Raw genomic sequence first — 23,387 nt, 5'->3', positions numbered from 1 at the left:
CGATTGGCTCCGCGCATATCTATCGTGGTGCTGTCACGCAGGCGTCCGGCTTGAGTCGGTTTCGCGAAAGCCGTTTGCGTCGGCCGTGCGATGCTAGGTGATCGCACGGCCGGGAATGTTCGTCTCATGTCGAGTCACAAGCCAAAGCTGATCCTCGTTCACGAGCCGGAGAAGGCCTGCTTCGACCGCCTGGTCGCCGACGGTCACGCACCGCAGCGCGCGGCCGAGATATCGTCCTATCTGGCGCAATCGACCGACCTCGCCCCCGAATTCGATGCGCTGGCCGCCGCCTGTGACAGGCGTGGCATTGCCTTCGCGGCGGTGGAGCTGGACCATGCCGCAAGGGCGCTTCCCAAAGCCGATCCTTCCACGACGCTGGTCTGGACGCTGACCGACGGCATCGCCTATTTCCGTGGCGGCGCCGCACCCGCGCTGGCGCGGCTCAACGGAATGAGAACGATCGGAGCGGACGATGCGCTGTTCGCTCTCTGCCAGGACAAGTTCCGTTCCGGCGCCGTGCTTGGCGCGCTCGGCCTGCCGGTGCCGTCGGCGGGTTTTGCGCGCAATGGCGAATGGCTGGTCGAGCCGCCGGCCTCCGCCGCCGGCTGGTTCGTCAAGCCCAACAGGCTCGGCGCCAAGATCGGCATCTGGCCGGATTCGCGCGTAACCGATCTCGGTCACGCGCTGGAGCTTAGCCGGCGTGTTTTCGCGGCCTATCGCGATGATGTCGTCGTCCAGCCCTACGTCGCGGGCCGCAATGTGCGCGCCAGCTTCCTCGGGCTGACGCCGCAAACCGGTGCCGAGGCGCTTGGCATCGCCTTTGTCGAGTCAGGCGCGGATTTCCAGACGATGGCCGACAGCCTGGCGCTTTATGGCGACACCGGCGAAGCCGCGAAGGCCGCCGGGCATTATGCCGAACCCGAGCTCGCTCCGGTCGCAAACAGTCAGCCGGTGGCCGATGCCAGAATCCGCACGATTGCCAAACGGTTGATGGACGGGCTCGGCCTGCGCGACGTGTTTTCCGTCGACGCGCGCGTCGAGGCCGACGATACGGTTCATCTCATCGAGTTCGAGGTCTGCCCCGGCCTGCCCTGTTTCGATTTCCGCGCTTATTGCCGCCAGCAATGGGGGCTGGAACTCGTCGACGCGATGGCGGAAACCGCGGCGAACAGGCTCTTTCGCTAGACCCCTTCCACCAGCACGATCTCGCCGTCGGCCACCTTCTGGCGGATCGCCACTGCGCGTTGATATTCCGGCGAATGGTAGCAGTCATGCGCGATGGCGAGCGATTCGAACTCGATGAGCACATTGCGCGCGCGGCCGGGGCCCTCGGCTTTCTCATGCTCGCCGCCACGGGCCAGGAATTTCGCGCCGAAGCGCTCGAAAGCCGGCGTCGCCGCCGCGACGTAATCCTTGTAGCCTTCCGCGTCGCGCACGTCGACGCGGGCGATCCAGTATCCCTTGGGCATTCTTCTTCTCCCTATTCCTTATGCCGAGCTTTCTCCCTATTCCTTATGCCGAGCGCATTTCGTCGAGGATGGCTTCAGCCGCCGCGCGTCTGTCCGCCGCCGCGACGATCGGGCGCCCGACGACCAGATGGCTGGAGCCGCTGCGAATGGCTTGCGCAGGTGTCATCACGCGCTTCTGGTCGCCATGATCGCTGCCCACGGGGCGTATGCCGGGTGTCACCACCGCCATGTCGGGGCCGACGAGGCGGCGCACCGCTTCGGCCTCAGCGGCCGAGCAGACGATGCCGCCCATGCCGGCATGCAGCGCCTGTTCCGAGCGCCTCAGCACCAGCGTGTGCGGGTCATATTCATAGCCGGCATCGATCATGTCCTGCTCATCCATCGAGGTCAGGACGCTGACGGCAAGCAGGCAAAGCTCGCTGCCGCGCGCTGCCTCCACCGCCGCCTGCATCGCCTTGGGATAAGCATGTATGGTCAGCATGGTCATGCCCATCTTGACGATGTTCTCGACGCCTTTGGCCACCGTGTGGTCGATGTCGAGCAGCTTCATGTCGAGGAAGATTTTCGTTCCGCCGCTGGCCAACTCCCTGGCGAAGTCGAGCCCGCCGGCAAAGGCCAGCTGATAGCCGATCTTATAGAAGGAGACGACACCGTCGAGCTCGCGCACCGCCTGCTCGGCCTCCGTCACGGTCGGCACGTCGAGGCCGACGATCAATCTTTCCTGCATGGATTTGGCCTGCATGGGGTAAGCCTGCATGGTAGCGGCAGTCACGCCTCGACCCTGGTCGACAGCATGCGTGAGGTTTCGATCAGCGTGCGGCATAGGTGCTCCATCGATTTGTGCAGTCTTTCGTCACGGAAATGGCCGTCCCCGTCGAAGGCGTCGCCGCCCTCCGGCACCGAGCATTCCGGCGTCACCACCTCCATCTGGCAGCGCACCAGCACGGCGCGCAGATGATTGATGCAGCGGATGCCGGCAAAATGGCCTTTGGAGGACGAGCAGAGGCCGGCGACCTTGCCGGCAAGCGGCCTGACCGACCGGCCGCCATCCCGTCGCACCCGGCTCACCCAGTCGATCGTGTTCTTGAGCAACGGCGGGATGGAGCCGTTATATTCAGGCGTCGCGATCAGCAGCCCATCATGGACGGCGATCAATCGCGCCAGCTTCTGGGCGTTTTCAGGGATGCCATTTTCCTTTTCCAGGTCCTCGTCGAGGATCGGCAAGGGATAATCGGCGAGCGAAATGCGGGTCACCTCGGCGCCTTGCACCGCAAGTTCCTTCTGCGCCACGTCGGCGGTCCTGCCGCTATAAGCGCCGCTGCGCACCGAGCCGGCGAAGACGAGGATTTTCGGGATCACTGCCATTGGCCACCCTTGTTCCCGGACAGGTACAGCCGGAGGCCGCGCAAATCAACGCGCCAGCGCGAAAATCGAAAACGACCTGGCGTAAACGCGTGATGGGTGCGTTGAAATTCAGGTCAGGGCGAGTCGAAAATGGCTGATGCCGAGAACCGGAGCGGAGCGTACTTTCGTACGTGAGCACCGGAAGCGCAGGTATCAGCCATTTGCAGGCCGGCCTCACCTGAATCTCGGCGCACCCTAATGTGCTTCGCGGCGGTAGATCCACAGCTGCGTCGGCGGGATATTGCGGAAGATGAAGTCGAAATGCTTGACCGTGTAGTCGCCGCGGCCGGCCGGGATCGGCGACATCGGACCATAGGTCAGCTGCACGATCGGCCGTCCGGCCGGGATGCGGTCGAGCAGGCTTTCGATATAGGCGATGCGCTGGGCGACCGGGAAGTTGAGCAGCGGCACTCCGGAAACGACGCTATCGAAGATCATCCCGCTTCTCTCGCCAAGCGTGGCGTTGAGGTTGAAGGCATCGCCCTCGATGACGTTGACGCCGGGATAGAGCTGGCGCAGGTGGCGCACGAAATCGGTGGAATATTCGACCGCGTAGAGGTTTTCAGGCCGCACGCCCTGGGCGAGGATGGCGCGGGTGATGACCCCGGTACCGGGACCGACCTCGAGCACCGGCAGTCCGGACTTCGGGTTGACGATCGAAGCCATCTTGCGGGCGGTGATCGAGCTGGTCGGAACAATGGAGCCGACCGTCTTCGGCTTGTCGATCCAGCCCTTGAAGAATTTGAGTTCGTCGTCGAACTTCTCGGCAAACGCCTTCCGCAGTCCGTGACCACGTGCCATGCAAGCTCTCCTCAGCGCTCCCCTTGGAAGCTACTTAACACCTGGATGACGCAAGGCAAGGCGCTGCCCTGCCTGTGTCGTGGATAAGATAGCTCTGGTCGCGTCTCAACGCTCGCCGAAAGATTCGAAAAAGTCCTTCATGCGGGCGAAAAAGCCGCTCGATTGGGGCGAATTGTCCTGCGAGGACAGTTGTTCGAACTCCTCCAGCAATTCGCGCTGGCGGCGCGACAGGTTCTGCGGCGTCTCGACCGCGGTCTGGATGTAGAGGTCGCCGACATTGGGCTGGCGCAACACTGGCATGCCCTTGCCCTTGAGGCGGAACTGGCGTCCGTTCTGCGTGCCTTCGGTCACCTTCACCTTGGTCTGTGTGCCGTCGAGCGTCGTCACCTCGAACGACCCGCCAAGGGCCGCCGTCGTCATCGAGATCGGCACCTTGCAATAGAGATCGGCGCCGTCGCGCTGGAAGAATTCGTGCGGCTTGACGGCCAGGAAGATATAGAGGTCGCCCGACGGCCCGCCGCGCAGCCCGGCCTCGCCCTCATTGGCAAGGCGGATGCGGGTGCCGTCCTCGATGCCGGCCGGGATGTTGACCGACAGCGAGCGTTCCTCGGTGACGCGGCCTTGGCCGGCGCATTTCGGGCACGGATCCTTGATCGTCTGGCCACGGCCCTGGCATTGCGGGCAGGTCCGCTCGATCGAGAAAAACCCTTGCGTGGCGCGCACCTTGCCGTGGCCGTTGCACATCGAGCAGGTGACCGGCTGGGTGCCCGGCTTGGCGCCGCTGCCGGAGCATTCCGTGCAGGATATCGAAGCCGGCACGCGAATCTGCGCGGTCTTGCCCGCGAAGGCTTCCTCCAGCGAGATCTCCATGTTGTAGCGCAGGTCGGCGCCGCGCTCGCGGCCCCCGGAAGAGCGGCGCTGGCGGCCGCCCATCATGTCGCCGAAAATATCCTCGAAGATATCGGCAAAGCCGCCCGCACCAAAGCCCTGCGCGCCATTCATGCCGCCCTGCTCGAAGGCGGCGTGGCCGAAACGGTCATAGGCGGCGCGCTTCTGCGGGTCCTTCAGCGTCTCGTAGGCTTCGTTGATTTCCTTGAACTTGTGCTCGCAGGAATGATCGCCGGGGTTGCGGTCGGGATGGAACTGCATGGCGAGCTTGCGAAAAGCGCTCTTGAGCTCCTTGTCGTCGGCGCCCTTTTGCACGCCCAGCGTTTCGTAGAAATCAGCTTTCATTTTTTCCCGCAGTTCCGGATCAACGTCTTGATGCATGGTGTGCGTCGTTTGCCGGCACGTTGTTCGATTTAGGAGCGGTGCTGCCCGTATGCTAGGGCCGGCGCGAACTTGTCCGTGGTTTTCAGTGATTTTTTCGGCAGCGCTCGCATTTTTTTCAGCGAGGGTTGCAAAAAAGCCCGGCCTTGCGCCGGGCTTTTCGCATTATCTTGCCGTCAGACCGTTCAGGCCGACTTCTTCTTGTCGTCGTCCTCGTCGATTTCCTCGAAATCGGCGTCGACCACATCGGAGTCCTTGGCGGCATCCGCCTTGGCATCGGCTTCCGCCGCTTCCTTCTGCGAGGCCTCGTACATGGCCTGGCCAAGCTTCATGGAGGCTTCGGCAAGCACCTGGCTCTTGGCCTCGATGTCGGCCGGATCGTCGCCCTCGGCAGCGGTCTTCAGCGCCGCGATCGCATCGGATATAGCGGTGCGCTCGGCCTCGGAGACCTTGTCGCCATATTCCTTCAGCGACTTCTCCGACGAATGCACCAGGGCTTCGGCCTGGTTGCGGGCCTCGACCACGGCGCGACGCTTCTTGTCGGTGTCGGCGTTGGCCTCGGCGTCCTTGACCATCTTCTCGATGTCGGCGTCCGAAAGACCACCCGACGCCTGGATGCGGATCTGGTGCTCCTTGCCGGTGCCCTTGTCCTTGGCCGAGACGTTGACAATGCCGTTGGCGTCGATGTCGAAGGTGACTTCGATCTGCGGCACGCCACGCGGCGCCGGCGGAATGCCGACCAGATCGAACTGGCCGAGCGCCTTGTTGTCGGCGGCCATTTCACGCTCGCCCTGGAAGACGCGGATGGTCACGGCCGACTGCGAATCCTCGGCCGTCGAGAACACCTGGCTCTTCTTGGTCGGGATCGTCGTGTTGCGTTCGATCAGCCGCGTGAACACGCCGCCCAGCGTCTCGATGCCGAGCGACAGCGGCGTCACGTCGAGCAGCAGCACGTCCTTGACGTCGCCCTGCAGCACGCCGGCCTGGATGGCGGCGCCGAGTGCGACGACCTCATCCGGGTTGACGCCCTTGTGCGGCTCCTTGCCGAAGAACTGCTTCACGATCTCCTGGATCTTGGGCATGCGGGTCATGCCGCCGACCAGGACCACTTCGTCGATCTCAGCGGCCTTCAGGCCGGCGTCCTTGAGCGCCGCCTTGCACGGCTCGATGGTGCGCTGGACGAGATCCTCGACCAGGCTTTCGAACTTGGCGCGCGTCAGCTTCAGCGTCAGGTGCTTCGGTCCGGTCGCGTCGGCCGTGATGAAGGGCAGGTTGATTTCGGTCTGCGTCGTCGACGACAGCTCGATCTTCGCCTTCTCGGCCGCCTCCTTGAGGCGCTGCAGGGCGAGCTTGTCGTTCTTCAGGTCTATGCCCTGTTCCTTCTTGAACTCGGCCGCCAGATACTCGACCAGGCGCATATCGAAATCCTCGCCGCCGAGGAAGGTGTCGCCATTGGTCGACTTCACCTCGAACACGCCGTCGCCGATCTCGAGCACCGAAATGTCGAACGTGCCGCCGCCAAGGTCATAGACGGCTATGGTCTTGCCTTCCTTCTTGTCGAGGCCGTAGGCAAGTGCTGCCGCGGTCGGCTCGTTGATGATGCGCAGCACTTCGAGGCCGGCGATCTTGCCGGCGTCCTTGGTCGCCTGGCGCTGGGCGTCGTTGAAATAGGCCGGAACGGTGATGACCGCCTTCTCGACCTTCTCGCCGAGATAGGCCTCCGCCGTTTCCTTCATCTTCTGCAGGATCATGGCCGAGATCTGCGAGGGCGACTGCTTCTTGCCGCCGGCCTCGACCCAGGCATCGCCATTGTCGCCCTTGACGATCTTGTAGGGGACAAGCTTCTTGTCCTTCTCCGTCACCGGATCGTCATAGCGGCGGCCGATCAGGCGCTTGACCGCGAAGATGGTGTTTTCAGGATTGGTGACCGCCTGGCGCTTGGCCGGCTGGCCGACGAGACGTTCGCCGTCGCCCGAGATGGCGACGATGGAAGGCGTCGTGCGCGCGCCTTCCGCATTCTCGATTACCTTCGGCTCCTTGCCATCCATGATGGCGATACAGGAGTTGGTGGTGCCGAGATCGATACCGATTACTTTTGCCATTTTTCTAGTCTCTCCGCTAAGCAGGCTCTCAGGACCCGGTAAGGCGTTCCGACGAAAGCCCCTGTTCACAAGAAATCCCGTCCGGCCACCGGTTCTCCGGCGCCGCACGGCTTGGCGCGTATATAAGAACAGGCGGCATCGCGCGCAAGCATTCTGCGCAAGGCTTCCATGAACCTTTCCACCTCCGCCCGCGACTGATGTCCAGGTGCCGCATGGTGCGGCCCCGGAAAGGAAGCCCCCATGACCAGCAACCCAGAGACTCCATGGTCTCCGGGACCAACAGGAGCTCGGCGCGACCACCGCCTTCGGGACGGGGTCGATGCGCTGGGCTTTCCGCTGATTCCGTTGACCCTGCGCAGGAGCAGGCGTATCGTGACTATGAGGAAAGCAGACAATTCGATCAGGGAAGAACGTGCCGGACCACCGCGCCTTGCCCTGATTTGCGCGGCGATGCCGGGTGTTTCTCCCGTGGCTAACGGGGGTAGCTTCATGTCTCGCGTCCACGGCACGTTTGTGTCTTCTCTCCATTTTGCCGGCGGCTTGCGACGAGCTGCGCATGCAGGCAGCGGCTTGCTGGTGCTGGCACTTGCCGCCAGCCTGTGGCTTGGAGGCGCCGCCCAGGCGCAGGAAACCCAGATCATTTATCCCGGCTCGATGGCGGTCACCGGCTTTCCCGGCACCATCATCCCGAATTTCGACGAGGGCCTGCCGCCCGGCGTCGATCCGGTCGACGAGACCTTCATCGACACTTCGCGCGCCAGCTTGCGCGTGTTCGATGTTTCGCACCTGGGCGGCCCGGCCTCCGGCCAGCTCGTCTTCACGCCGCCGCCTTTCGAGGTGACATCAGGCCAGATCGGCGAGGTGTTCGGCCTCGCCTATGATGACGGCGTGCGCGACGGTGTGCCATCGGGCATTCCCAACCTCTATGCCGCCGCCACCTCGCTGCATGGCGTCGAGATCGTCACCCCGGACGCCGACAAGGACGGCAGGCCGGAGCGGCAGCGCCGCGGCACGGCGGGCGCCACTTTCATGGAGGGCCAGTTCGGCACCGAAAACGGCGGCGGACCAGGTACCATCTGGAAGATCGACGGCATCACCGGCCAGGTCGCCAAATTCGCCGACATCGACACCAACACCGGTCCCGGCATCGGCAACCTCACCTTCGATCCCGTCCATCGCCAGTTCTTCGCCTCCGACCTCGACACCGGCCTGATCCATCGCATCGACGCCGACGGCGGACCGATCGACACCTTCGATCATGGCGTCGCAGGGCGACCGGCGCATGGGCTGGCTCCCGTCGCCGACGATGGCGCGGTGATGGACATACAGGGCGCCGCCTTCGACACCGAAGACGCCGAGACCTGGGGCTACACCCAGGACGAGCGCCGCGTCTGGGCCGTCTCCTATCATGGCGGCCGGCTCTACTATTCGGTCGGCGAAAAGTCTGAAATCTGGTCGGTGGGCATTGCCCGCGACGGCACCTTCGCCGGCGATCCGCGTTGGGAACTGACGGTCAAGGCCGACAAGGACTACGCCGTCACCGACATCGCCTTCGACAACAGCGGCTTCATGTACCTTGCGCAACGCGGCCCGACCGAAAACCGCTACGACTACAGCCGCTTCGCCGATTCCGGCAAGGGCGAGGTCATCCGCTACTTCAGGGAAAACCTCGACGATCCCTCGACGGAATCGATCTGGGTGGAAGCGCCGCAGGAATATGCGGTCGGCTTCCCGCAAGGCAACAGGCAGTCGGCCGGCGGCCTCGACCTGCAATACGGCTACGACGCCGACGGCAATCTCGACACCTCGGTCTGCACCCAGACCTTGGTCAACACCGGCGACAAATTGCGCGACAACCCCGAGCTCGCCGAAAAGCTCGCTGCCGGCGGGCCGCTTGCCGTCCATGGCGTGCAGATCACGCCCAAGGACCTCGTCAAACCGGCCAACGTGCCGCCCTTCGGCTCCTGGTTCGTCGATTTCGACGGCTATTTCGAGGATCCTGAAGTGGAAGGCCATGTCGGCGACGTCGCCGTCTGGCGCCCCTGCGAGGGCCGTGCCGGCTATTATGAGGAAATACCGGGCGGCTATGAGCCCCCCTTCTACCCGCCGGACTTCCCACCGCCCGGCAATCTGCCTCCGTGTCTCGATGTCGAGGACGTGCGGTATTTCTGCACGCCGCATGGCCTCGAGGCCGATCTCTATCTCCATGACCATGCCGGCTTCGGCGGCGATTCGATCAAGGCCCAGTCCAGGACGCCAGGCGTCGGGGTGACCTCACCCATGTCGCATGCGCCGGGCAAGCCGTACACGATCGACATCACCGGCCACTATCCGGGCGACAGAGTGGATGTTGGACTTTGCTTCTACAGGAAGTCCGACAAGGACAAGGGTGGCTACTACCCTTGCTGCAAGATGACCTTGCCGCTCCGGACCCCAGCCGTCAGCTGCGAACGTTGAGGAGGCGAAGATGAACAGTCTTGCCCCATCTCCGCTCGCGACCCAAACGCAAAAAGCCGTCATGGAGACGATCATGAACCCCCTGTCATATGCCAGGCGCGGTGCGCGCTGGTTGATGGCGGCCGGTATCGCGGTCGCCCTTGCGCCCGCACTGCCGGCATCCGCCTCCCAGACCGTCCAGGCTGTCACCAGCCCAGATGTGCAGCCGTTGCAGCTCGACAATCCGCGCATCATCAATCCGGAGCCCGGACGTGTCGTGCCGTTCTTCACCAAGACCGGCGGCCAGCGCAGCTGCGACTATGTCTTCTACACCTTGACCTTCGGCCTGCGCGGCAATCCGCAGGGCTTTGCCGATCCGGGCCTCGAGGCGGCGCTGAAGAAAGCCCAGCTCGAGTTCAAGGACCAGCTTCCGCACGGTCTTTCCATCGTCAACGTGACGGTCTCCGGCGACGGCACCGATGCGTCGGGTGGGCCTTTGCCTGCCGCCGCCATCAGCAATTCGGCCGGACCCAACGATACGGCAACGGTTTCCGATTTCCGGATGTCCGCCAGCGATCTGGATGGCTCGGGGGCACTGAACGAACGCGTCATCACCTTCCGCATCACGGCCAAGATCGACCACGCCGCGTTTCCAGCGCCGGCCAATGTCGACAATCAGGGCCTGATCAAGGTCACCGGCGGCATCGGCACGGGAACCATCATCCCCTCGCAGGATCCGGGCAAGCCGGACGATGGCAACATCGCGACCGGCGAAAAGACCTCGATCCGGATCGACCTCACCAAATGCGACAAGCAACCTCCGCCCCCAACCGACCATGAGTGCTTCAAGGTCGAGCGCGGCACGGTCGACTGCGTGCCCGGCGGTGGTGCTTTCATCTATCACATGCCTGTCGGCCCGGAGATGGGCGGCAAGTGGGCGCAGGTGTCGACGACCTCATCAGGCATCACCATCATCCCCGACACCCAGAAGGTGCCGGCGGGCGGCGGGGTGCTCAACTGGAAGATCGTCGGCGCGTCACCCGGCGACGTCATCCACCTCATCGTCACCGGCATCGAGACCTATGCCGGACCGAAGGAGGGCTGGGGCCTGTGCTGCACGCAAACCATCGACATCGTCATCCCGCGTGACCAGAGGTGCCCACCTAGGGACAAGGAACCGGACCTCAAGGTTGAAAAGCATGCCGACGTCACACGCTGTACCATGGCCGGCGGCTGCGACTTCACCATCCGGGTCACCAATGTCGGCACGGGGCCCTACAACGGCAAGATCGTGCTCGACGAGGTGACGCTGCCGGCCGGCTCGACGCTGAGTTCAGGGCCCAATCCGCCCTGGGTCTGCGCGCCGGGAACCACCCCCATGACGTGCACCTACCCGGTGACCACGCTCAATCCGGGGGCCTTTGTCGACCTCAAGCTCGGCTTCAGGCCGGCCGGAGGCTGGCAAGGTAGCGTGCTGCGCAACTGCGCCACCTATAATTACGGCGCCAGCGGCAAGCCGCTTTTCGGCAGCCAGGCCAATGACCGGGGCTGCGCGTCGATCCCGATCTGCCGCCGCGGCGACCGCAACCCGGATTGCCAGCCGCCGGTCGAGAAGAAGGTGGACCTGATCCTCAAGAAGCGTGCCCGCACCGAAGTCTGCACCGCCGATGGCGTCTGCACCTTCATCATCGACATCATCAACAACGGCACATCGACCTATAACGGACCGCTGACGGTGATCGACAATTACCCAAGCGGCGCGCCGACGTCCTCGACCTTCGGACCGAGCCCGCCCTGGACCTGCGGCCCGAACGGCCCCGGCCAGTTCCGCTGCGACCATGCCGGCATCTCGCTGCCTGCGGGCGCTTCGACGCCGATCTTCGTCAAGGCGGTGGTGCCGGCCAGCTATCGGTCGGACATGGTCGAGAACTGCGCCGAGGTGAAGGCCATCCCCGGTGAGGTCGATCTCACCAACAACAGGGCCTGCGCCAAGGAACGCATCCGCCACCCCAATGGCGGCCAGCCGACATTGCGCATCACCAAGGTGTGCAACGGGTCGCTGGCTGGTGCGGCACTGGTTTCCTGCCGCATCACCGTCAGCAGCGTCGGCACGGCTGCCCCCACCGGTCCGGTGCGGGTCAACGATGCCGCCACGCTGGTGTCGGGCGGAGCGCCCGTGCAGATCCAGACCGTCACCCCTGACGGTGCGGAATGGGCGTGCGGACCGGTCCCGGCCAACACTCTGTCGTGCCAGATTCCCGGCGCCGTCATGACGCCCGGAACCTCCAGGCACTTCGATGTGACGGTTTCGGCCAATGGCGAGTTCGAGAACTGCGCACGGGGCTCCTATGGCCCGGCGCAGGGCGACGACGTCGTCTATCCGATCGGCCAGGCCTGCGCCAAGGGCGGCGGCTCCTCGACCATCCGTGTCGAGAAGACCGGCGACCGCGAATGCAGGCTCGGCCGGCCCTGTTCGTTCGACATTACCGTCACAAATGACGGGACGAGCCCCTTCTCGGGTCCGGTCCGCATCGGTGATGCGATCGGGGTGGAGGGGCTTGGCCGACTGGAAGGCGTTGCGATCACCTCGATCGACCCGCCCTTCGGCTGCTCGCCGGAACCGACGGCCTTGCCGGCCTCCTGCATCGCCAACCTGACCCTCGGCGCCGGCGAAAGCCAGTCGCACCGTGTGACAGTGGTCATCCCCGACGACGGGCGTCTTGCCAATCAGCAGGGCAACGTCAATGGCCAGAACTGCGTTGGCGTGCTCTCTCCCGACACACGGGTACAGGGCGGCGCCGACGTCCTGTCCAAGGATGCAACCAACGTCCAGGGCGATCGCGGCAAGGCCTATGCGTGCCATCCGTTCATCATCACGCATGAGGTGAAGAATGAGTGCTCGCCGGGCTTTGTCATGAACGACGCCGGCCGCTGCGCCTGCCCGGAAGGCACCACCTTCCGCAACGGCCAGTGCACGGGCGGCGGCACCAATGTTCTGCCGTTGCCACCGCCGCCGCGCTGCGTGCTGCTCGAAGGCCAGATCCGCACCGAGGACGGACATTGCGTCTGCCCGCGCGGCACGGAGCTGGAGAACGGAAAATGCGTCAGGACCGACAAGCCCGAGCAGTGCACCATCCGTGGTCAGGTCCACGACGCCGACGGCGACTGTGTCTGCCCGCGCGGCACCGAGGTGCGGGACGGCGCCTGCCGTCAGATCCGGCCAAAACCACAGCAGTGCCGCATCCCTGGCCAGTTCCGCAATGCCGACGGCGACTGTGTCTGCCCGCAAGGCACCGAGGTGCGCAACGGCGCCTGTCGCCCGATCAGGCCGAAGCCCGAGCAGTGCCGCATCCGTGGCCAGGTCCACAATGCGGACGGGGACTGCGTCTGCCCGCAAGGCACCGAGGTGCGCGACGGCGCCTGTCGCCCGATCAGGCCGAAGCCCGAGCAGTGCAGCATCCGTGGCCAGGTCCACAACGCGGACGGGGACTGCGTCTGCCCGCAAGGCACCGAGGTGCGCAACGGCGCCTGCCGTCCGATCCGGCCGCAGCCTGACCAGTGCACCATTCGTGGCCAGGTCCATGACTCCGACGGCAATTGCGTCTGCCCGAGGGGTACGGAGGTGCAAGGCAATGCCTGCCGGCGCAAGCAGCCTGACATGCAGCAGTGCGACATACGCGGCCAGGTCCACAACAAGCGCGGCGAATGCGTCTGTCCGCGTGGGACCGAGGTGATCGACGGCGCATGCCGCAAGCCCAGGCAAGAGAGCGAATGCGCGCCGGGCTCGCAGATGGTCAACGGCCAGTGCCAGCCGATCTTCAGGCGACACTGCCCGGAGGGTACGATCGGGCGGTACCCGAACTGCAGGCCGATACGCGGGCAGCCGTCGCTGGAAATCGATCCGGGTCAGCTGCTGCAATTGCTGCCGCGGCGCAGGCAACAGATCGACCAGCAACAGGATCCGGTTCCAAACAGGGTCCTGAAACTCCAGCAGCAGTAACCATCCGCGCGACGCCAAACGAGAACCATCCGCCGGAGCAATCCGGCGGGTTTTTCTTTGTGACCAGGTCAGGCGGTGATTGACGGCAACAGGATCGGCGAGCGCCGCGACGTTACCTCCCTGTGGAACCGCTGTACTTGCGCCCTCGACAAGTCGCCGGGAGCGCTTTAGGCAGTCGGTTCGGGGCGTCCGTATGGAAAGGGCGCCAGGAAAGGCCGCGAGATGAGCAAAAAAACCTTGATCGCACCGTCGGTGCTGGCATCGGATTTCTCGAAGCTCGGTGACGAGGTCGAGGCGGTGGCGGCGGCCGGTGCCGACTGGATCCATCTCGACGTGATGGACGGGCACTTCGTGCCGAACATCACCTTCGGCCCGCCTGTCATCAAGGCGATCCGCAACCGCACCCAGGCCTTTTTCGACTGCCACCTGATGATCGCGCCCGCCGACCCCTACCTCGCCGCCTTCGCCGAGGCCGGCTGCGACGGCATGACGGTGCATGCCGAGGCCGGACCGCATCTCGACCGCTCGCTGCAGACCATCAGGAATCTCGGTAAGAAGGCCGGCGTCTCACTCAATCCGGCGACGCCGGAAAGCGCCGTCGAATATGTGCTCGACCGGCTCGACCTGATCCTGATCATGACCGTCAATCCGGGTTTCGGCGGGCAGGCCTTCATCCCGGCAATGGTCGACAAGGTGAAAAGGGTCAAGGCATTGATCGGCGACCGGCCGATCCGCATCGAGATCGACGGCGGCGTCTCGCCGGAAACCGCGCCGCTGGTCACATCTGCCGGCGCCGACGTGCTGGTGGCCGGTGCCGCCATCTTCAGGGGCGGCAGCGTCGAAGCGTACCGCGCCAACATCGAGGCGATCAGGACCGCGGCCGACGAGGCCGCCGGCTAACGCAGCCGATCGACCGGTTTTCAATTTCGGTGGACCAAGAACGTGGTGCCGAGAGTGGCCCCTCAGCGTCCGGGCCGAATCAAATCCGTGCAGAAGGCCTGAACCGACCAAACCGCGACTGTCTTTGCGCGCGGCAGAAAAGATGCTCGCATGGGGACACAAGAAACAGATGGCCATGCGTGCATACAAAACGCTTTAAGGTTCTGCTGGTTGTAGAGATATTCGAATTCCCGCGATCGGCGCGCCGATTGGGTATATTTCTTTGTTCTAAAGTACAATAACGCGATCTTCTGCTTGAGCGGCGGAAGCGTGGCGCTGTATGGTACATGTACAGAGGGGAATTTCTGACTCGAATTGCCCAAGACGACAGTTGGGGACAAGGAGTCGCTTTGACATATGGAGCTGCCAATCTGAACGACGACGGCACGGGCGCCAAGAGTACGCTTGCCAGCACGGTCTATCATCAATTGCGTGATGATCTTCTCGGCGGCGCTCTGGAAGCCGAAAGCAAGCTGCGCGTCGAGTGGGTCGTTTCCAAATATGGCGCCGGTGCCTCTCCGGTTCGCGAAGCTCTCAATCGCCTTGCCTCCGAAGGTCTCCTCGGCCGCCATGACCAGCGCGGCTTCTTCATCATGCCGGTCAGTGCGGCCGAACTCGAGGAGCTGACGCGCACCCGCTGCTGGCTCGAGGAGCGGGCGCTGCGCGAATCGATCGCCCACCGCACCGCCGAATGGGAAGAACAATTGGTGCTGGCGCTGCATCGCCTGGGGCGCGCCTCACGGCTTTCGCCGCAAAGTACCTCGTCGCTCAATCCGGACTGGGAGAAATTGCATCGCACTTTCCATCGGGTGCTGATCTCGGCCTGCCGGTCGCACTGGCTGGTGGGCTTCTGCGACCAGCTGTCCGATCACGCCTACCGCTATCGCCAGATGGCCAATGACGGCGAGAGGATCCAGCGCGACGATTTCGCCGAACACCGGCTGATTGCTGAAAATGCGCTGGACGGAAACGCGGATGGCGCCGTCCAGGCCCTGATCGATCACTACCAGCTGACCGCCGCCATGTGCATGGAACGCTTCAAGCAAGGCGAGGCACCACAGGTCGCCGCCGGTCCGAGCCAGCGCGCCCACCGTTGACGGCTGTTTGATCGGCGCGCTCTGCTGACGGATCTCTTCGGCAGGGCCGGCAGCCGTCTGCGGCTTGACGGCCGGGCCGGGAAACGCGAACGCTTCCCCGCGTGCCGACCCACAGCCGGCGTCGACATTGCCGTCACCCCCAATTACCGTCACCCCCCCAATTGCCGTCACCCAGGAAGATTTCATGAGCAATCATCTGTTCGATGCGTTCCGGTCCCGGATGCCAGCGCCTGGGCATCTGTTGATGGAAACCGATGATGGACGCTCGCTCACCTATGGCGACATGCTGGCGCGGTCGGCGCAGTTCGCGCATGCGCTCCTGCAAATGGACGTCGCGCCCGGCGACCGGGTCGCCGTGCAGGTGGAGAAGAGCCCGGAGATGGTTTTGCTCTATCTCGCCTGTGTGCGCACCGGTGCTGTCTTCCTGCCGCTCAACACCGCCTACACGCTGGCCGAGCTCGGCTATTTCTTCCACGATGCGGCACCCCGGGTCATCGTCTGCGATCCGGCACGGTCGGCGGATATCCGTGGGATGGTCGACCCGTCCGGTGCCGTGGTGGTCACGCTCGACCGCAATGGCCGGGGATCCCTTGCGGACCAGGCATCGCGCCAGTCCTCCGATTTCCACGATGTCGAGCGCGGCGGCGACGACCTTGCAGCGATCCTCTACACGTCGGGAACGACCGGCCGCTCGAAAGGCGCCATGCTCAGCCACGAGAACCTCGCCTCGAACGCGCGGGTGCTGGTCGAGCAATGGCGCTTTACCAGGGACGACGTGCTGATCCACGCGCTGCCGATCTTCCACACGCACGGCCTGTTCGTCGCCACCAATGTCGTCTTGATGGCCGGCGCCTCGATGCTGTTCGAGCAGAAATTCGACGCGGGCCGCATCGTCTCGCTGCTGCCGCGCGCCACCGCGCTGATGGGCGTACCGACCTTCTACACCAGGCTGCTGCAACAGGAGGGGCTGGATCGCGAGGCGGCGAAAAACATCCGCCTGTTCGTATCCGGTTCCGCGCCGCTGCTGGCCGAAACGCACAAGGCCTGGAGCGAGCGTACCGGCCACGCCATCCTCGAGCGCTATGGCATGACCGAGACCAACATGAACACGTCCAACCCCTATGAGGGCGAGCGGCGCGCCGGCACGGTCGGCTTCCCCTTGCCTGGCGTATCGCTGCGCATTGCCGATCCCGATTCCGGCAAGCCTCTTGGCCAGGGCGAGGTCGGCATGATCGAGGTCAAGGGTCCCAACGTGTTCGGCGGCTACTGGCGCATGCCGGAAAAGACCAGGGCGGAATTCCGCGCCGACGGCTTCTTCATCACCGGTGATCTCGGCATGATCGATGCCGGCGGCTATGTCCACATCGTCGGTCGCGGCAAGGACCTGATTATCTCAGGCGGTTACAACGTCTATCCGAAGGAGCTCGAAAGCGAGATCGACGCGCTCGACGGCGTCCTGGAGAGCGCTGTCATTGGCCTTGCCCATCCGGACTTCGGCGAAGGCGTCACCGCTGTCGTCGTGCGCTCGCCCGCGTCGCGGATCACCGCGGCCGAAATCCTCGACGCCATCACCGGCCGTATGGCGAAGTACAAGCACCCGAAACGGGTGATCTTCGTCGACGAACTGCCGCGCAACACGATGGGCAAGGTGCAGAAGAACTTGCTTCGCGACAGCTACAAGGATCTCTACGCCTCAACCAAAGTCGGCTAAGCAGATGTCCCGCTCCGGCCCGGCGCGACGTGCCGGTTCAGGTCGGGTACAAGAGTTCGACGACATGGTCGGCGATCGCCAGGCTCGCCGTCAGGCCGGGGCTCTCGATGCCGAACAGATTGACGATCTGGCTCGCCCCATGATCGGCTGGACCCTGGATCATGAAATCGGCTGAAGCTTGACCCGGGCCGGACAGCTTCGGCCTGATGCCGGCATAGGCCGGCTGCAGCGCGTCACCCGCAAGATCAGGCCAATAGCGGCGGATCGCCTCGTGGAAGACAGCGCTTCGGCCGGGGTCGACCGTGTAATCCACGCTGTCGATCCATTCGACGTCGGGGCCAAAGCGCGCATTGCCGGCGAGGTCGAGCGTCAGGTGGATGCCGAGGCCGCCTTCGACCGGAACCGGATAGATCAGGCGCGAAAACGGCGACCGCCCCGGAAGCGCGAAATAATTGCCGCGCGCCAGCCACTGCCGGGGGACGAGCCTCCTTGGGAAACCGTCGATCCGGCTGGCCACCGCCTGCGCGTCGAGGCCTGTGGCGTTGACGAAAGCGCCGGCCTCCAAGGCGAAGGTCTCGCCATTGGCATCGCGCGTGTCGATCCGGATCGCGTCGGCTTCGATCGCCGCTCCGGCAACGCAAGTGAGGAACGCAAAGGACGCGCCGGCCGCTTCGGCGTCGCCGCGCAGCGACAACATCAGCGTATGGCTGTCTATGATGCCGGTCGATGGCGACAGCAGCGCGGAGGCACAGGTCAGCGCCGGTTCCAGGCGCTCGGCCTCGCCGCGCGTCAAAAGCTGGAGATCGTCGACCCCGCAGCGCTTCGCATTGGCCTCGATCGCCCGCAACCTGTCCGCCTGGCCGGGCTCGCTGGCGACGATCAGCTTGCCGGCGCGGCGATGGGCGATATCGTGTTCGGCGCAGTAGGCGTAGAGAAGCCGGCGGCCTTCGACGCACAGCCGGGCCTTCAGGCTGCCAGGCGCATAATGGAGCCCGGCATGGATGACTTCCGAATTGCGTGAACTGGTGACCGTACCGATCGCGTCGGCCTTTTCGATCACCACCACCTCGCGGCCCGGCAAGGCAAGCGCCCTGGCAATGGCCAGCCCGACGACGCCTGCTCCGGCGACGACACAATCGATTGTCCGCATGGCCTCGCTCTCAGCGGGGAGCGACAGCCTCGAACACCTTGTCGCCGCCGATCCAGACGCTTCCTATGCCAAGATCGTCCGACAGCGCAACGATGTCCGCCGCCGTGCCCTTGGCGAAGCGGCCAAGCCGGTGCGACTGGTCGATCGCCTGCGCCGGATAGAGCGAGGCCATGCGCAGGGCTTCGGACAGCTCGAGCCCAACGGTGCGGTGCATGAACCGGATTGCAGAGATCATGTCGAGGTCGGCGCCAGCCAGCGTGCCGTCGGCAAGCCTGAGGCTCCCGTCCTTGCGGTAGATGGTGCGGCCGTTGAGCGTGAACGAGCTCATATCGGTGCCGATGGTCGCCATCGCGTCGGTGACCAGCACGATCCTGCCCGGTCCCTGCTTGGCATCGAGCGCGATCCTGATCGTGGCCGGATGGACATGGATGCCGTCGGCGATCAGCCCGGCCGACAAGGTACCGATGTCGATGGCCGCGCCCGCCAGTCCGGGCTCGCGATTGCCGATCTGGCTCATCGCGTTGAAGAGGTGGGTAACGACGCTGGCGCCGGCCTCGGCGAAGGCTTTTGCCGTGGCATGGCCCGTGTCCGAATGGCCGAGGCTGACGATGATCCCGGCCTTGGCCAACGCCCTGACGCGGGCCGCGTCGACGGATTCCGGCGCGATCGTGGTGAGCAGCACCGGCAGCTTCTGGCGTGCCGCGATCAGCATGGCCTGGTCGGCGTCCGTCATCGGCCGGATCAGCGCCGGATCGTGAGCGCCCTTGCGGGCGATCGACAGATGCGGACCTTCCAGATGCAGGCCGAGAAAACCCGGCACCTTCTGCAGCGCTGCCGCTTCGCCGGCGGCGATCGCGGCGGCGGTGATTGCGGGCGTGTCGGTGATCAGCGTCGGCAGCAGCGCCGTCGTGCCGAACGGCGCGTGCGCGCGGCAGATGGTTTCGATCGAGGCGACGTCGGGATGGTCGTTGAGCATCACCCCGCCGCCGCCATTGACCTGGATATCGACAAAGCCCGGCACCAGCATGCCGCCACCGGTGTCGATGGCGCGGATATCCCCGGGAAGGGCGCCTTGCGGCAGCATGGCTTCGACGAGGCCGTTGCGCACGACAAGGGCTGCGCCTTCGTGCCAGTCGTCGCCGTCGAAAATGCGGGCGCCGGTCAGGGCAAAACGATCGCTCATACGGTCTCCGTCACCTTGCGAAGGTTCCGTGGTGCGTCCGGATCGAGGCCGCGATGCCGGGCAAAGGCCTCGACGAACATGTAGAAGGAGACGATCAGCGTCAGCGGATCGGTCAGCGGGTGACCGGTGGCGACATGCGGCAGGCGCGTGGCACGATTGGCGAGTGCCGAGGTGACGAACACCGGCGCGCCCTTGGCCGCCAGGCTGTCGGCGGCTTCGGCGACGGATGGCTCGGACGCGTCGCGCGCGGCCAGCGCCAGCACCGGAAAGTCGGGGCCGATCAGCGCCAGCGGACCGTGCATGACTTCGGCCGCGCTGTAGGCCTCGGCATGTATGCCGCAGGTCTCCTTGAACTTCAGCGCCGCTTCGTTGGCCATTGCCGCCGACGGCCCTCGGCCAAGGATGAACAGCGATTTCTGCTTCTCGATCGTTTCGGCCAGAACGCTCATCCAGTCGCAAGCGATCGCCTTGCCGAAATGCTCGGGCAGGCGGGCAAGTGCCGCGAGAAGCGCTTCGTCGCCGGTCGAATGCGCCATCAGGGCGAGCCCGGCAACGGCGGAGTTGATGAAGGTCTTGGTTGCCGCGACGCTGCGCTCGGGGCCGGCCAGGATGTCGATGGCGAAATCCGAGGCCCGTGCGAGCGGCGAATCAGCGGTGTTGGTTACCGCGATGGTCAGCGCGCCGCCGGCCCGGGCGGTTTCGGCCATGGCGACGATGTCGGGACTCTTGCCCGATTGCGAGATCGCCAGGCAAGCCGAGCCGTCAAGCCGGAGCTTGCGGCCGTAGATCGAGGCGATGGAGGGCCCGACCGAGGCGACGGCAAGGCCCGCGGTCAGCTCGACGGCATATTTCATGAAGGTGGCGGCATGGTCGGACGAGCCACGTGCCACGGTGACGACGAAATGCGGGTCGCGTTCCCTGATGCCGCGCCCGGCTTCGGCCAGCACCGCTCCCGAGCCGTCGAGCAGGCGAGCCACCGCCTGCGGGATCTCCTCGATCTCGCGCTGCATATGAGTGGTGTTGGCAATCATGGTCGGCCCTCTTCGCTTGGCCCTGTCAGCCGCAGCTCGGCGACGAAATCATAGGCGTCGCCCCGGTAGATGGAGCGGGTGAACTCGATCACCTTGCCGCTCGCCAGATAAGAAATACGCTCGATGTGCAGGCCGGCAATGCCTGGCGGCACTTCGAGCAGGCGCGCATCGCCATCGCCGAGATTGGCGGCGGAGATGCGCTGCACGGCGCGCACCGGCCGGTTGCCGGTCAGTTCCAGTGCCGCGTAGAGCGAGGAGCCAATGCCGGCCGGGTCGGGCAGCACGCTGGCCGAGAGCGAGGCGCGTTCGATCGCCAGCGGCGTGTCGTTGGCGATGCGCAGGCGCGCCACGCGCGCCACCAGCTCGTTCGACGACAGGCCGAGCACCATCATCTCGTCGGGCGACGGCGCGTAGAGGCCGCGGTCGAGCCAGGCCGAGCGCACCGCCATGCCGCGCCGCGCCATGTCCTCGGTGAAGGAGGTCAGCCGCGAAAGCGACTGCTCGACGCGTTCCATGCGCGGCGCCACGAAGGTGCCGGAGCCGTGCCGCTGCACCAATATGCCGCCCTTGACCAGGTCCTGCACCGCCTTGCGCACGGTGACGCGCGAAATGTCGGCCTTGGTGGCGATGTCGCGCTCGGAAGGCAGCGCGTCGCCCGGGCCGATCAGCCCGCGATTGACGACGTCCTCGATGCTTTTGCGCAGCTGCAGATAAAGCGGCGCACCGCTTTGCGAGGATTGTTTGAGCGCGGCGAAGATCTGGTCGGCGGCATCGCTCATCGTGCGGCCTCCGTCCTGGCGAACAGACGCGCCGCCATCTGCACCGCACCGCCTAGCGCATCGTCGAGCGGTTCCTTCAGCAGGGCGCGGTAGCGCGCCGACAGGCGCGGCGCGTAGAGCGGTGCCAGTCCGCCGAGCAGGCAGAGCGGCGCTCCGGCCGCGAGCTCGAGCGCGCCGAGCGAGGCCTCGACATCGGCGACCGCCTTGTCGAGGATCCAGTTGGCGACCATGTCGCCTTTTTGCGCGTGTTCGAACACTTTCGGCGCGAAGCCGCCGAAATCGCCTGGTTTGGCGTTGGTGGTGAATTCGACCACGTCCTCGGGATTGTTGCGGAAAACGGCCATCATGCTGTCGGTCAGCGGCGAGGCCTGGCGCACGCCATCATGCGCGAGCAATGTCTGTTCCAGGAGGTCGCGGCCGATGCGGGCGCCGCTGCCCTGGTCGCCGACCTGGAATCCCCAGCCGCCGATGGCACGAGATTTGCCATCCTTGCGCGCCATATAGGCTGTGCCGGTGCCAAGAATCGCCATCGCGCCGTCACCTGAACCGACCGCGCCTTCGAGCGCGATTTCCGCATCGGTCTCGACGCGGCTGGTGCTGAACGGCAGGACCGCCTCGAGCTGCTGCCGGTAGGTGCCGACATTGGCGCCGGCAAGGCCGAGAATGGCCGGTGTTTGCGGGATGAGCTCGGGATCTTGCCCGGCGGCGATAAAAGCCTGCCGCGCCGCATCGACGATGTTCGAACGGGCGCCGGTGAGGTCGGTGCGGATATTGGCGGCGCCGCTTTTGGCGCGGCCGACGACAACGCCCTCCGCTGTAGCCAGTGCGGCCCTGCAGCTGGTGCCGCCGCCATCGATGCCGAGCACGAATTTCACGCGATTTCTCCTCCGGGCGGATAATACCAATAAAATACCAATAGCCAAGGGTTAATTTCCGCTTCAAAAAGATTAAGCCGCAGTTGATTGAGAAAACTGGGCAATTCGTCGGCTCAGCGATTTCCTGTCCACGAATTCGTTAATGCGTGTGGACAAGTGGTATTTTTTTGGTATTGTTTTGTGGATTGGAGGAACTGGGATGGCCGAAACGCGCACCGAAGCGCTGCATGGGAATGCCGAGGGGCTGGATATCCAGGCTCCCGAAGCGATCCTCGGCTCGCTGGCCGATGCCCAGGTCGAGGCCGCGAAGGCCGTCCGCAACGCCATTCCCTCCATAGCCAGGGCAGCCGAGATCATCGCCGGCTGCCTGAGCAGCGGCGGCAAGCTTGCCTATGCCGCGGCCGGCAGCTCCGGCCTGATGGCGCTGGCCGACGCGCTGGAACTGCCCGGCACGTTCGGCATCCAGCGCGACCGCATCGCCATTCTGATCGCCGGCGGCGACGAAGCCTTCAGGACGCTGGCCGGCGGGCCCGAGGATGATACCGAGGAGGCGTCGACCGCGGTCGCCAATGCCGGCATCGGCGCGGGCGATTGCCTGATCGCTCTTTCCGCCAGCGGCACGACGCCCTATGCGGTGCGCGCCATCGAGGACGCGCGGCGCCGGGGTGCCGCCACCATCGGCATCGCCAACAACAGGGACTCGGCTCTGCTCCGGCAGGCCGACACCGCCATCCTGCTCGAAACGCCGCCGGAAGTCATCGCCGGCTCGACCCGCATGGGCGCCGGCACGGCGCAGAAGATCGCTCTCAACATGCTGTCGACGCTGACCGCCATTCATCTTGGCCATGTCCATGACGGCTACATGGTCAACCTCATGGCCGACAACATGAAGCTGCGCGACCGGGCGGCGCGCATCGTTGCCGCCGTCAGCGGCCGCGGCCACGAAGAGGCCGCCAGCCTGCTCGAAAAGAGCGGCGGCGCGGTCAAGACCGCCATTCTGCTCGCCGCCGGCGCCGACAGCGCCGACGCGGCGCAGAAGATACTGGAACGGACAGGCCATAAGCTGCGGCCAGCCCTTTCCGCGATCGAGGGGAACAAGGGCTCCAAAGCCTAGGTTCTCATCAAAACCGAACCTGAAAAA

Annotated in this window: 18 protein-coding genes; 7 read left to right on the top strand and 11 right to left on the bottom strand. The window is 65.0% G+C overall.

The window, feature by feature from the left end:
• Nucleotides 1-126 precede the first annotated feature (126 nt).
• Nucleotides 127-1,185, top strand: a complete 1,059-nt coding sequence (locus FJ960_RS17470) for a D-alanine:D-lactate ligase-like protein (RefSeq protein ID WP_140506962.1) — start codon at nucleotides 127-129, stop codon at nucleotides 1,183-1,185.
• Here the strand turns inward: FJ960_RS17470 and FJ960_RS17465 are convergent.
• The 6 genes from FJ960_RS17465 to dnaK all read right to left on the bottom strand — a co-directional run bounded on the left by FJ960_RS17465 (nucleotide 1,182) and on the right by dnaK (nucleotide 7,045).
• Nucleotides 1,182-1,469, bottom strand: coding sequence for a DUF1330 domain-containing protein (locus FJ960_RS17465; RefSeq protein WP_140715581.1), 288 nt, complete (start codon nucleotides 1,467-1,469; stop codon nucleotides 1,182-1,184). The two genes, FJ960_RS17470 and FJ960_RS17465, sit on opposite strands and share 4 nt — an antisense overlap.
• Before the next feature lie 43 nt (nucleotides 1,470-1,512).
• Nucleotides 1,513-2,226, bottom strand: a complete 714-nt coding sequence (pyrF, locus tag FJ960_RS17460) for an orotidine-5'-phosphate decarboxylase (protein WP_181174267.1) — start codon at nucleotides 2,224-2,226, stop codon at nucleotides 1,513-1,515.
• 11 nt (nucleotides 2,227-2,237) lie between these two features.
• Nucleotides 2,238-2,834, bottom strand: coding sequence for an NADPH-dependent FMN reductase (locus FJ960_RS17455; protein WP_140506957.1), 597 nt, complete (start codon nucleotides 2,832-2,834; stop codon nucleotides 2,238-2,240).
• 234 nt (nucleotides 2,835-3,068) lie between these two features.
• A complete protein-coding gene (gene pmtA, locus FJ960_RS17450; protein WP_140506955.1) occupies nucleotides 3,069-3,674 on the bottom strand; it encodes a phospholipid N-methyltransferase PmtA in 606 nt (201 codons plus the stop codon).
• A gap of 105 nt (nucleotides 3,675-3,779) precedes the next feature.
• Nucleotides 3,780-4,907, bottom strand: coding sequence for a molecular chaperone DnaJ (gene dnaJ, locus FJ960_RS17445; protein ID WP_140715790.1), 1,128 nt, complete (start codon nucleotides 4,905-4,907; stop codon nucleotides 3,780-3,782).
• Nucleotides 4,908-5,128: 221 nt separating this feature from the next.
• Nucleotides 5,129-7,045 (bottom strand): molecular chaperone DnaK, encoded by a 1,917-nt coding sequence (dnaK, locus tag FJ960_RS17440; protein ID WP_140506953.1) that lies wholly within the window; start codon nucleotides 7,043-7,045, stop codon nucleotides 5,129-5,131.
• Nucleotides 7,046-7,534: 489 nt separating this feature from the next.
• Here dnaK and FJ960_RS17435 point away from each other — a divergent pair, with 489 nt between their 5' ends.
• From FJ960_RS17435 to FJ960_RS17415, 5 genes are all read left to right on the top strand, one after another.
• Nucleotides 7,535-9,502 carry a hypothetical protein gene (locus tag FJ960_RS17435; protein ID WP_140715579.1) on the top strand — a complete coding sequence of 656 codons (1,968 nt, stop codon included), beginning with the start codon at nucleotides 7,535-7,537 and terminating at the stop codon, nucleotides 9,500-9,502.
• Between the two features lie 10 nt (nucleotides 9,503-9,512).
• The gene (locus FJ960_RS17430; RefSeq protein ID WP_140715577.1) at nucleotides 9,513-13,481 is read left to right on the top strand and encodes a hypothetical protein; all 3,969 of its coding nucleotides are present in this window, start codon (nucleotides 9,513-9,515) and stop codon (nucleotides 13,479-13,481) included.
• 222 nt (nucleotides 13,482-13,703) lie between these two features.
• A complete protein-coding gene (gene rpe, locus FJ960_RS17425) occupies nucleotides 13,704-14,381 on the top strand; it encodes a ribulose-phosphate 3-epimerase (RefSeq protein WP_140506948.1) in 678 nt (225 codons plus the stop codon).
• A 389-nt stretch (nucleotides 14,382-14,770) separates the two neighbouring features.
• Nucleotides 14,771-15,517 carry a GntR family transcriptional regulator gene (locus FJ960_RS17420; protein ID WP_140506946.1) on the top strand — a complete coding sequence of 249 codons (747 nt, stop codon included), beginning with the start codon at nucleotides 14,771-14,773 and terminating at the stop codon, nucleotides 15,515-15,517.
• A 184-nt stretch (nucleotides 15,518-15,701) separates the two neighbouring features.
• On the top strand, nucleotides 15,702-17,228 hold the full coding sequence (locus FJ960_RS17415; protein WP_140715575.1) for a malonyl-CoA synthase: 1,527 nt from the start codon (nucleotides 15,702-15,704) through the stop codon (nucleotides 17,226-17,228).
• Nucleotides 17,229-17,265: 37 nt separating this feature from the next.
• Here FJ960_RS17415 and FJ960_RS17410 read toward each other — a convergent pair whose 3' ends face one another.
• The 5 genes from FJ960_RS17410 to FJ960_RS17390 are packed head-to-tail and all read right to left on the bottom strand — an operon-like array spanning nucleotide 17,266 to nucleotide 22,246.
• Nucleotides 17,266-18,378: an NAD(P)/FAD-dependent oxidoreductase gene (locus FJ960_RS17410; RefSeq protein ID WP_140715573.1), complete on the bottom strand. Its 1,113-nt coding sequence runs from the start codon at nucleotides 18,376-18,378 to the stop codon at nucleotides 17,266-17,268.
• A 10-nt stretch (nucleotides 18,379-18,388) separates the two neighbouring features.
• Nucleotides 18,389-19,561 carry an N-acetylglucosamine-6-phosphate deacetylase gene (gene nagA, locus FJ960_RS17405; RefSeq protein WP_140715571.1) on the bottom strand — a complete coding sequence of 391 codons (1,173 nt, stop codon included), beginning with the start codon at nucleotides 19,559-19,561 and terminating at the stop codon, nucleotides 18,389-18,391.
• Nucleotides 19,558-20,592, bottom strand: coding sequence for an SIS domain-containing protein (locus tag FJ960_RS17400; RefSeq protein WP_140715569.1), 1,035 nt, complete (start codon nucleotides 20,590-20,592; stop codon nucleotides 19,558-19,560). The genes nagA and FJ960_RS17400 overlap by 4 nt, the downstream gene beginning before the upstream one ends.
• On the bottom strand, nucleotides 20,589-21,371 hold the full coding sequence (locus FJ960_RS17395) for a GntR family transcriptional regulator (RefSeq protein ID WP_140715567.1): 783 nt from the start codon (nucleotides 21,369-21,371) through the stop codon (nucleotides 20,589-20,591). Before FJ960_RS17395 ends, FJ960_RS17400 begins: the two co-directional genes overlap by 4 nt.
• Nucleotides 21,368-22,246 carry an N-acetylglucosamine kinase gene (locus FJ960_RS17390; protein ID WP_140715565.1) on the bottom strand — a complete coding sequence of 293 codons (879 nt, stop codon included), beginning with the start codon at nucleotides 22,244-22,246 and terminating at the stop codon, nucleotides 21,368-21,370. Before FJ960_RS17390 ends, FJ960_RS17395 begins: the two co-directional genes overlap by 4 nt.
• A 199-nt stretch (nucleotides 22,247-22,445) precedes the next feature.
• Here FJ960_RS17390 and FJ960_RS17385 point away from each other — a divergent pair, with 199 nt between their 5' ends.
• A complete protein-coding gene (locus FJ960_RS17385) occupies nucleotides 22,446-23,360 on the top strand; it encodes an N-acetylmuramic acid 6-phosphate etherase (protein ID WP_140715563.1) in 915 nt (304 codons plus the stop codon).
• Nucleotides 23,361-23,387: the final 27 nt, after the last annotated feature.

This window comes from Mesorhizobium sp. B2-3-11, assembly GCF_006442215.1.
GTDB classification, from domain to species: domain Bacteria; phylum Pseudomonadota; class Alphaproteobacteria; order Rhizobiales; family Rhizobiaceae; genus Mesorhizobium; species Mesorhizobium salmacidum.
The sequence above is the reverse complement of the archived record's forward strand: the minus strand, read 5'-3'. Positions and strand labels throughout refer to the sequence as shown.

Excerpts from the sequence above, each read along its gene's own strand:
- FJ960_RS17470 (WP_140506962.1), top strand. The coding sequence starts at position 127 with ATGTCGAGTCACAAGCCAAAGCTGATCCTCGTTCACGAGCCGGAGAAG.
- FJ960_RS17465 (WP_140715581.1), bottom strand. The coding sequence starts at position 1,469 with ATGCCCAAGGGATACTGGATCGCCCGCGTCGACGTGCGCGACGCGGAA.
- pyrF (WP_181174267.1), bottom strand. The coding sequence starts at position 2,226 with ATGCAGGCTTACCCCATGCAGGCCAAATCCATGCAGGAAAGATTGATC.
- FJ960_RS17455 (WP_140506957.1), bottom strand. The coding sequence starts at position 2,834 with ATGGCAGTGATCCCGAAAATCCTCGTCTTCGCCGGCTCGGTGCGCAGC.
- pmtA (WP_140506955.1), bottom strand. The coding sequence starts at position 3,674 with ATGGCACGTGGTCACGGACTGCGGAAGGCGTTTGCCGAGAAGTTCGAC.
- dnaJ (WP_140715790.1), bottom strand. The coding sequence starts at position 4,907 with ATGAAAGCTGATTTCTACGAAACGCTGGGCGTGCAAAAGGGCGCCGAC.
- dnaK (WP_140506953.1), bottom strand. The coding sequence starts at position 7,045 with ATGGCAAAAGTAATCGGTATCGATCTCGGCACCACCAACTCCTGTATC.
- FJ960_RS17435 (WP_140715579.1), top strand. The coding sequence starts at position 7,535 with ATGTCTCGCGTCCACGGCACGTTTGTGTCTTCTCTCCATTTTGCCGGC.
- FJ960_RS17430 (WP_140715577.1), top strand. The coding sequence starts at position 9,513 with ATGAACAGTCTTGCCCCATCTCCGCTCGCGACCCAAACGCAAAAAGCC.
- rpe (WP_140506948.1), top strand. The coding sequence starts at position 13,704 with ATGAGCAAAAAAACCTTGATCGCACCGTCGGTGCTGGCATCGGATTTC.
- FJ960_RS17415 (WP_140715575.1), top strand. The coding sequence starts at position 15,702 with ATGAGCAATCATCTGTTCGATGCGTTCCGGTCCCGGATGCCAGCGCCT.
- FJ960_RS17410 (WP_140715573.1), bottom strand. The coding sequence starts at position 18,378 with ATGCGGACAATCGATTGTGTCGTCGCCGGAGCAGGCGTCGTCGGGCTG.
- nagA (WP_140715571.1), bottom strand. The coding sequence starts at position 19,561 with ATGAGCGATCGTTTTGCCCTGACCGGCGCCCGCATTTTCGACGGCGAC.
- FJ960_RS17400 (WP_140715569.1), bottom strand. The coding sequence starts at position 20,592 with ATGATTGCCAACACCACTCATATGCAGCGCGAGATCGAGGAGATCCCG.
- FJ960_RS17395 (WP_140715567.1), bottom strand. The coding sequence starts at position 21,371 with ATGAGCGATGCCGCCGACCAGATCTTCGCCGCGCTCAAACAATCCTCG.
- FJ960_RS17385 (WP_140715563.1), top strand. The coding sequence starts at position 22,446 with ATGGCCGAAACGCGCACCGAAGCGCTGCATGGGAATGCCGAGGGGCTG.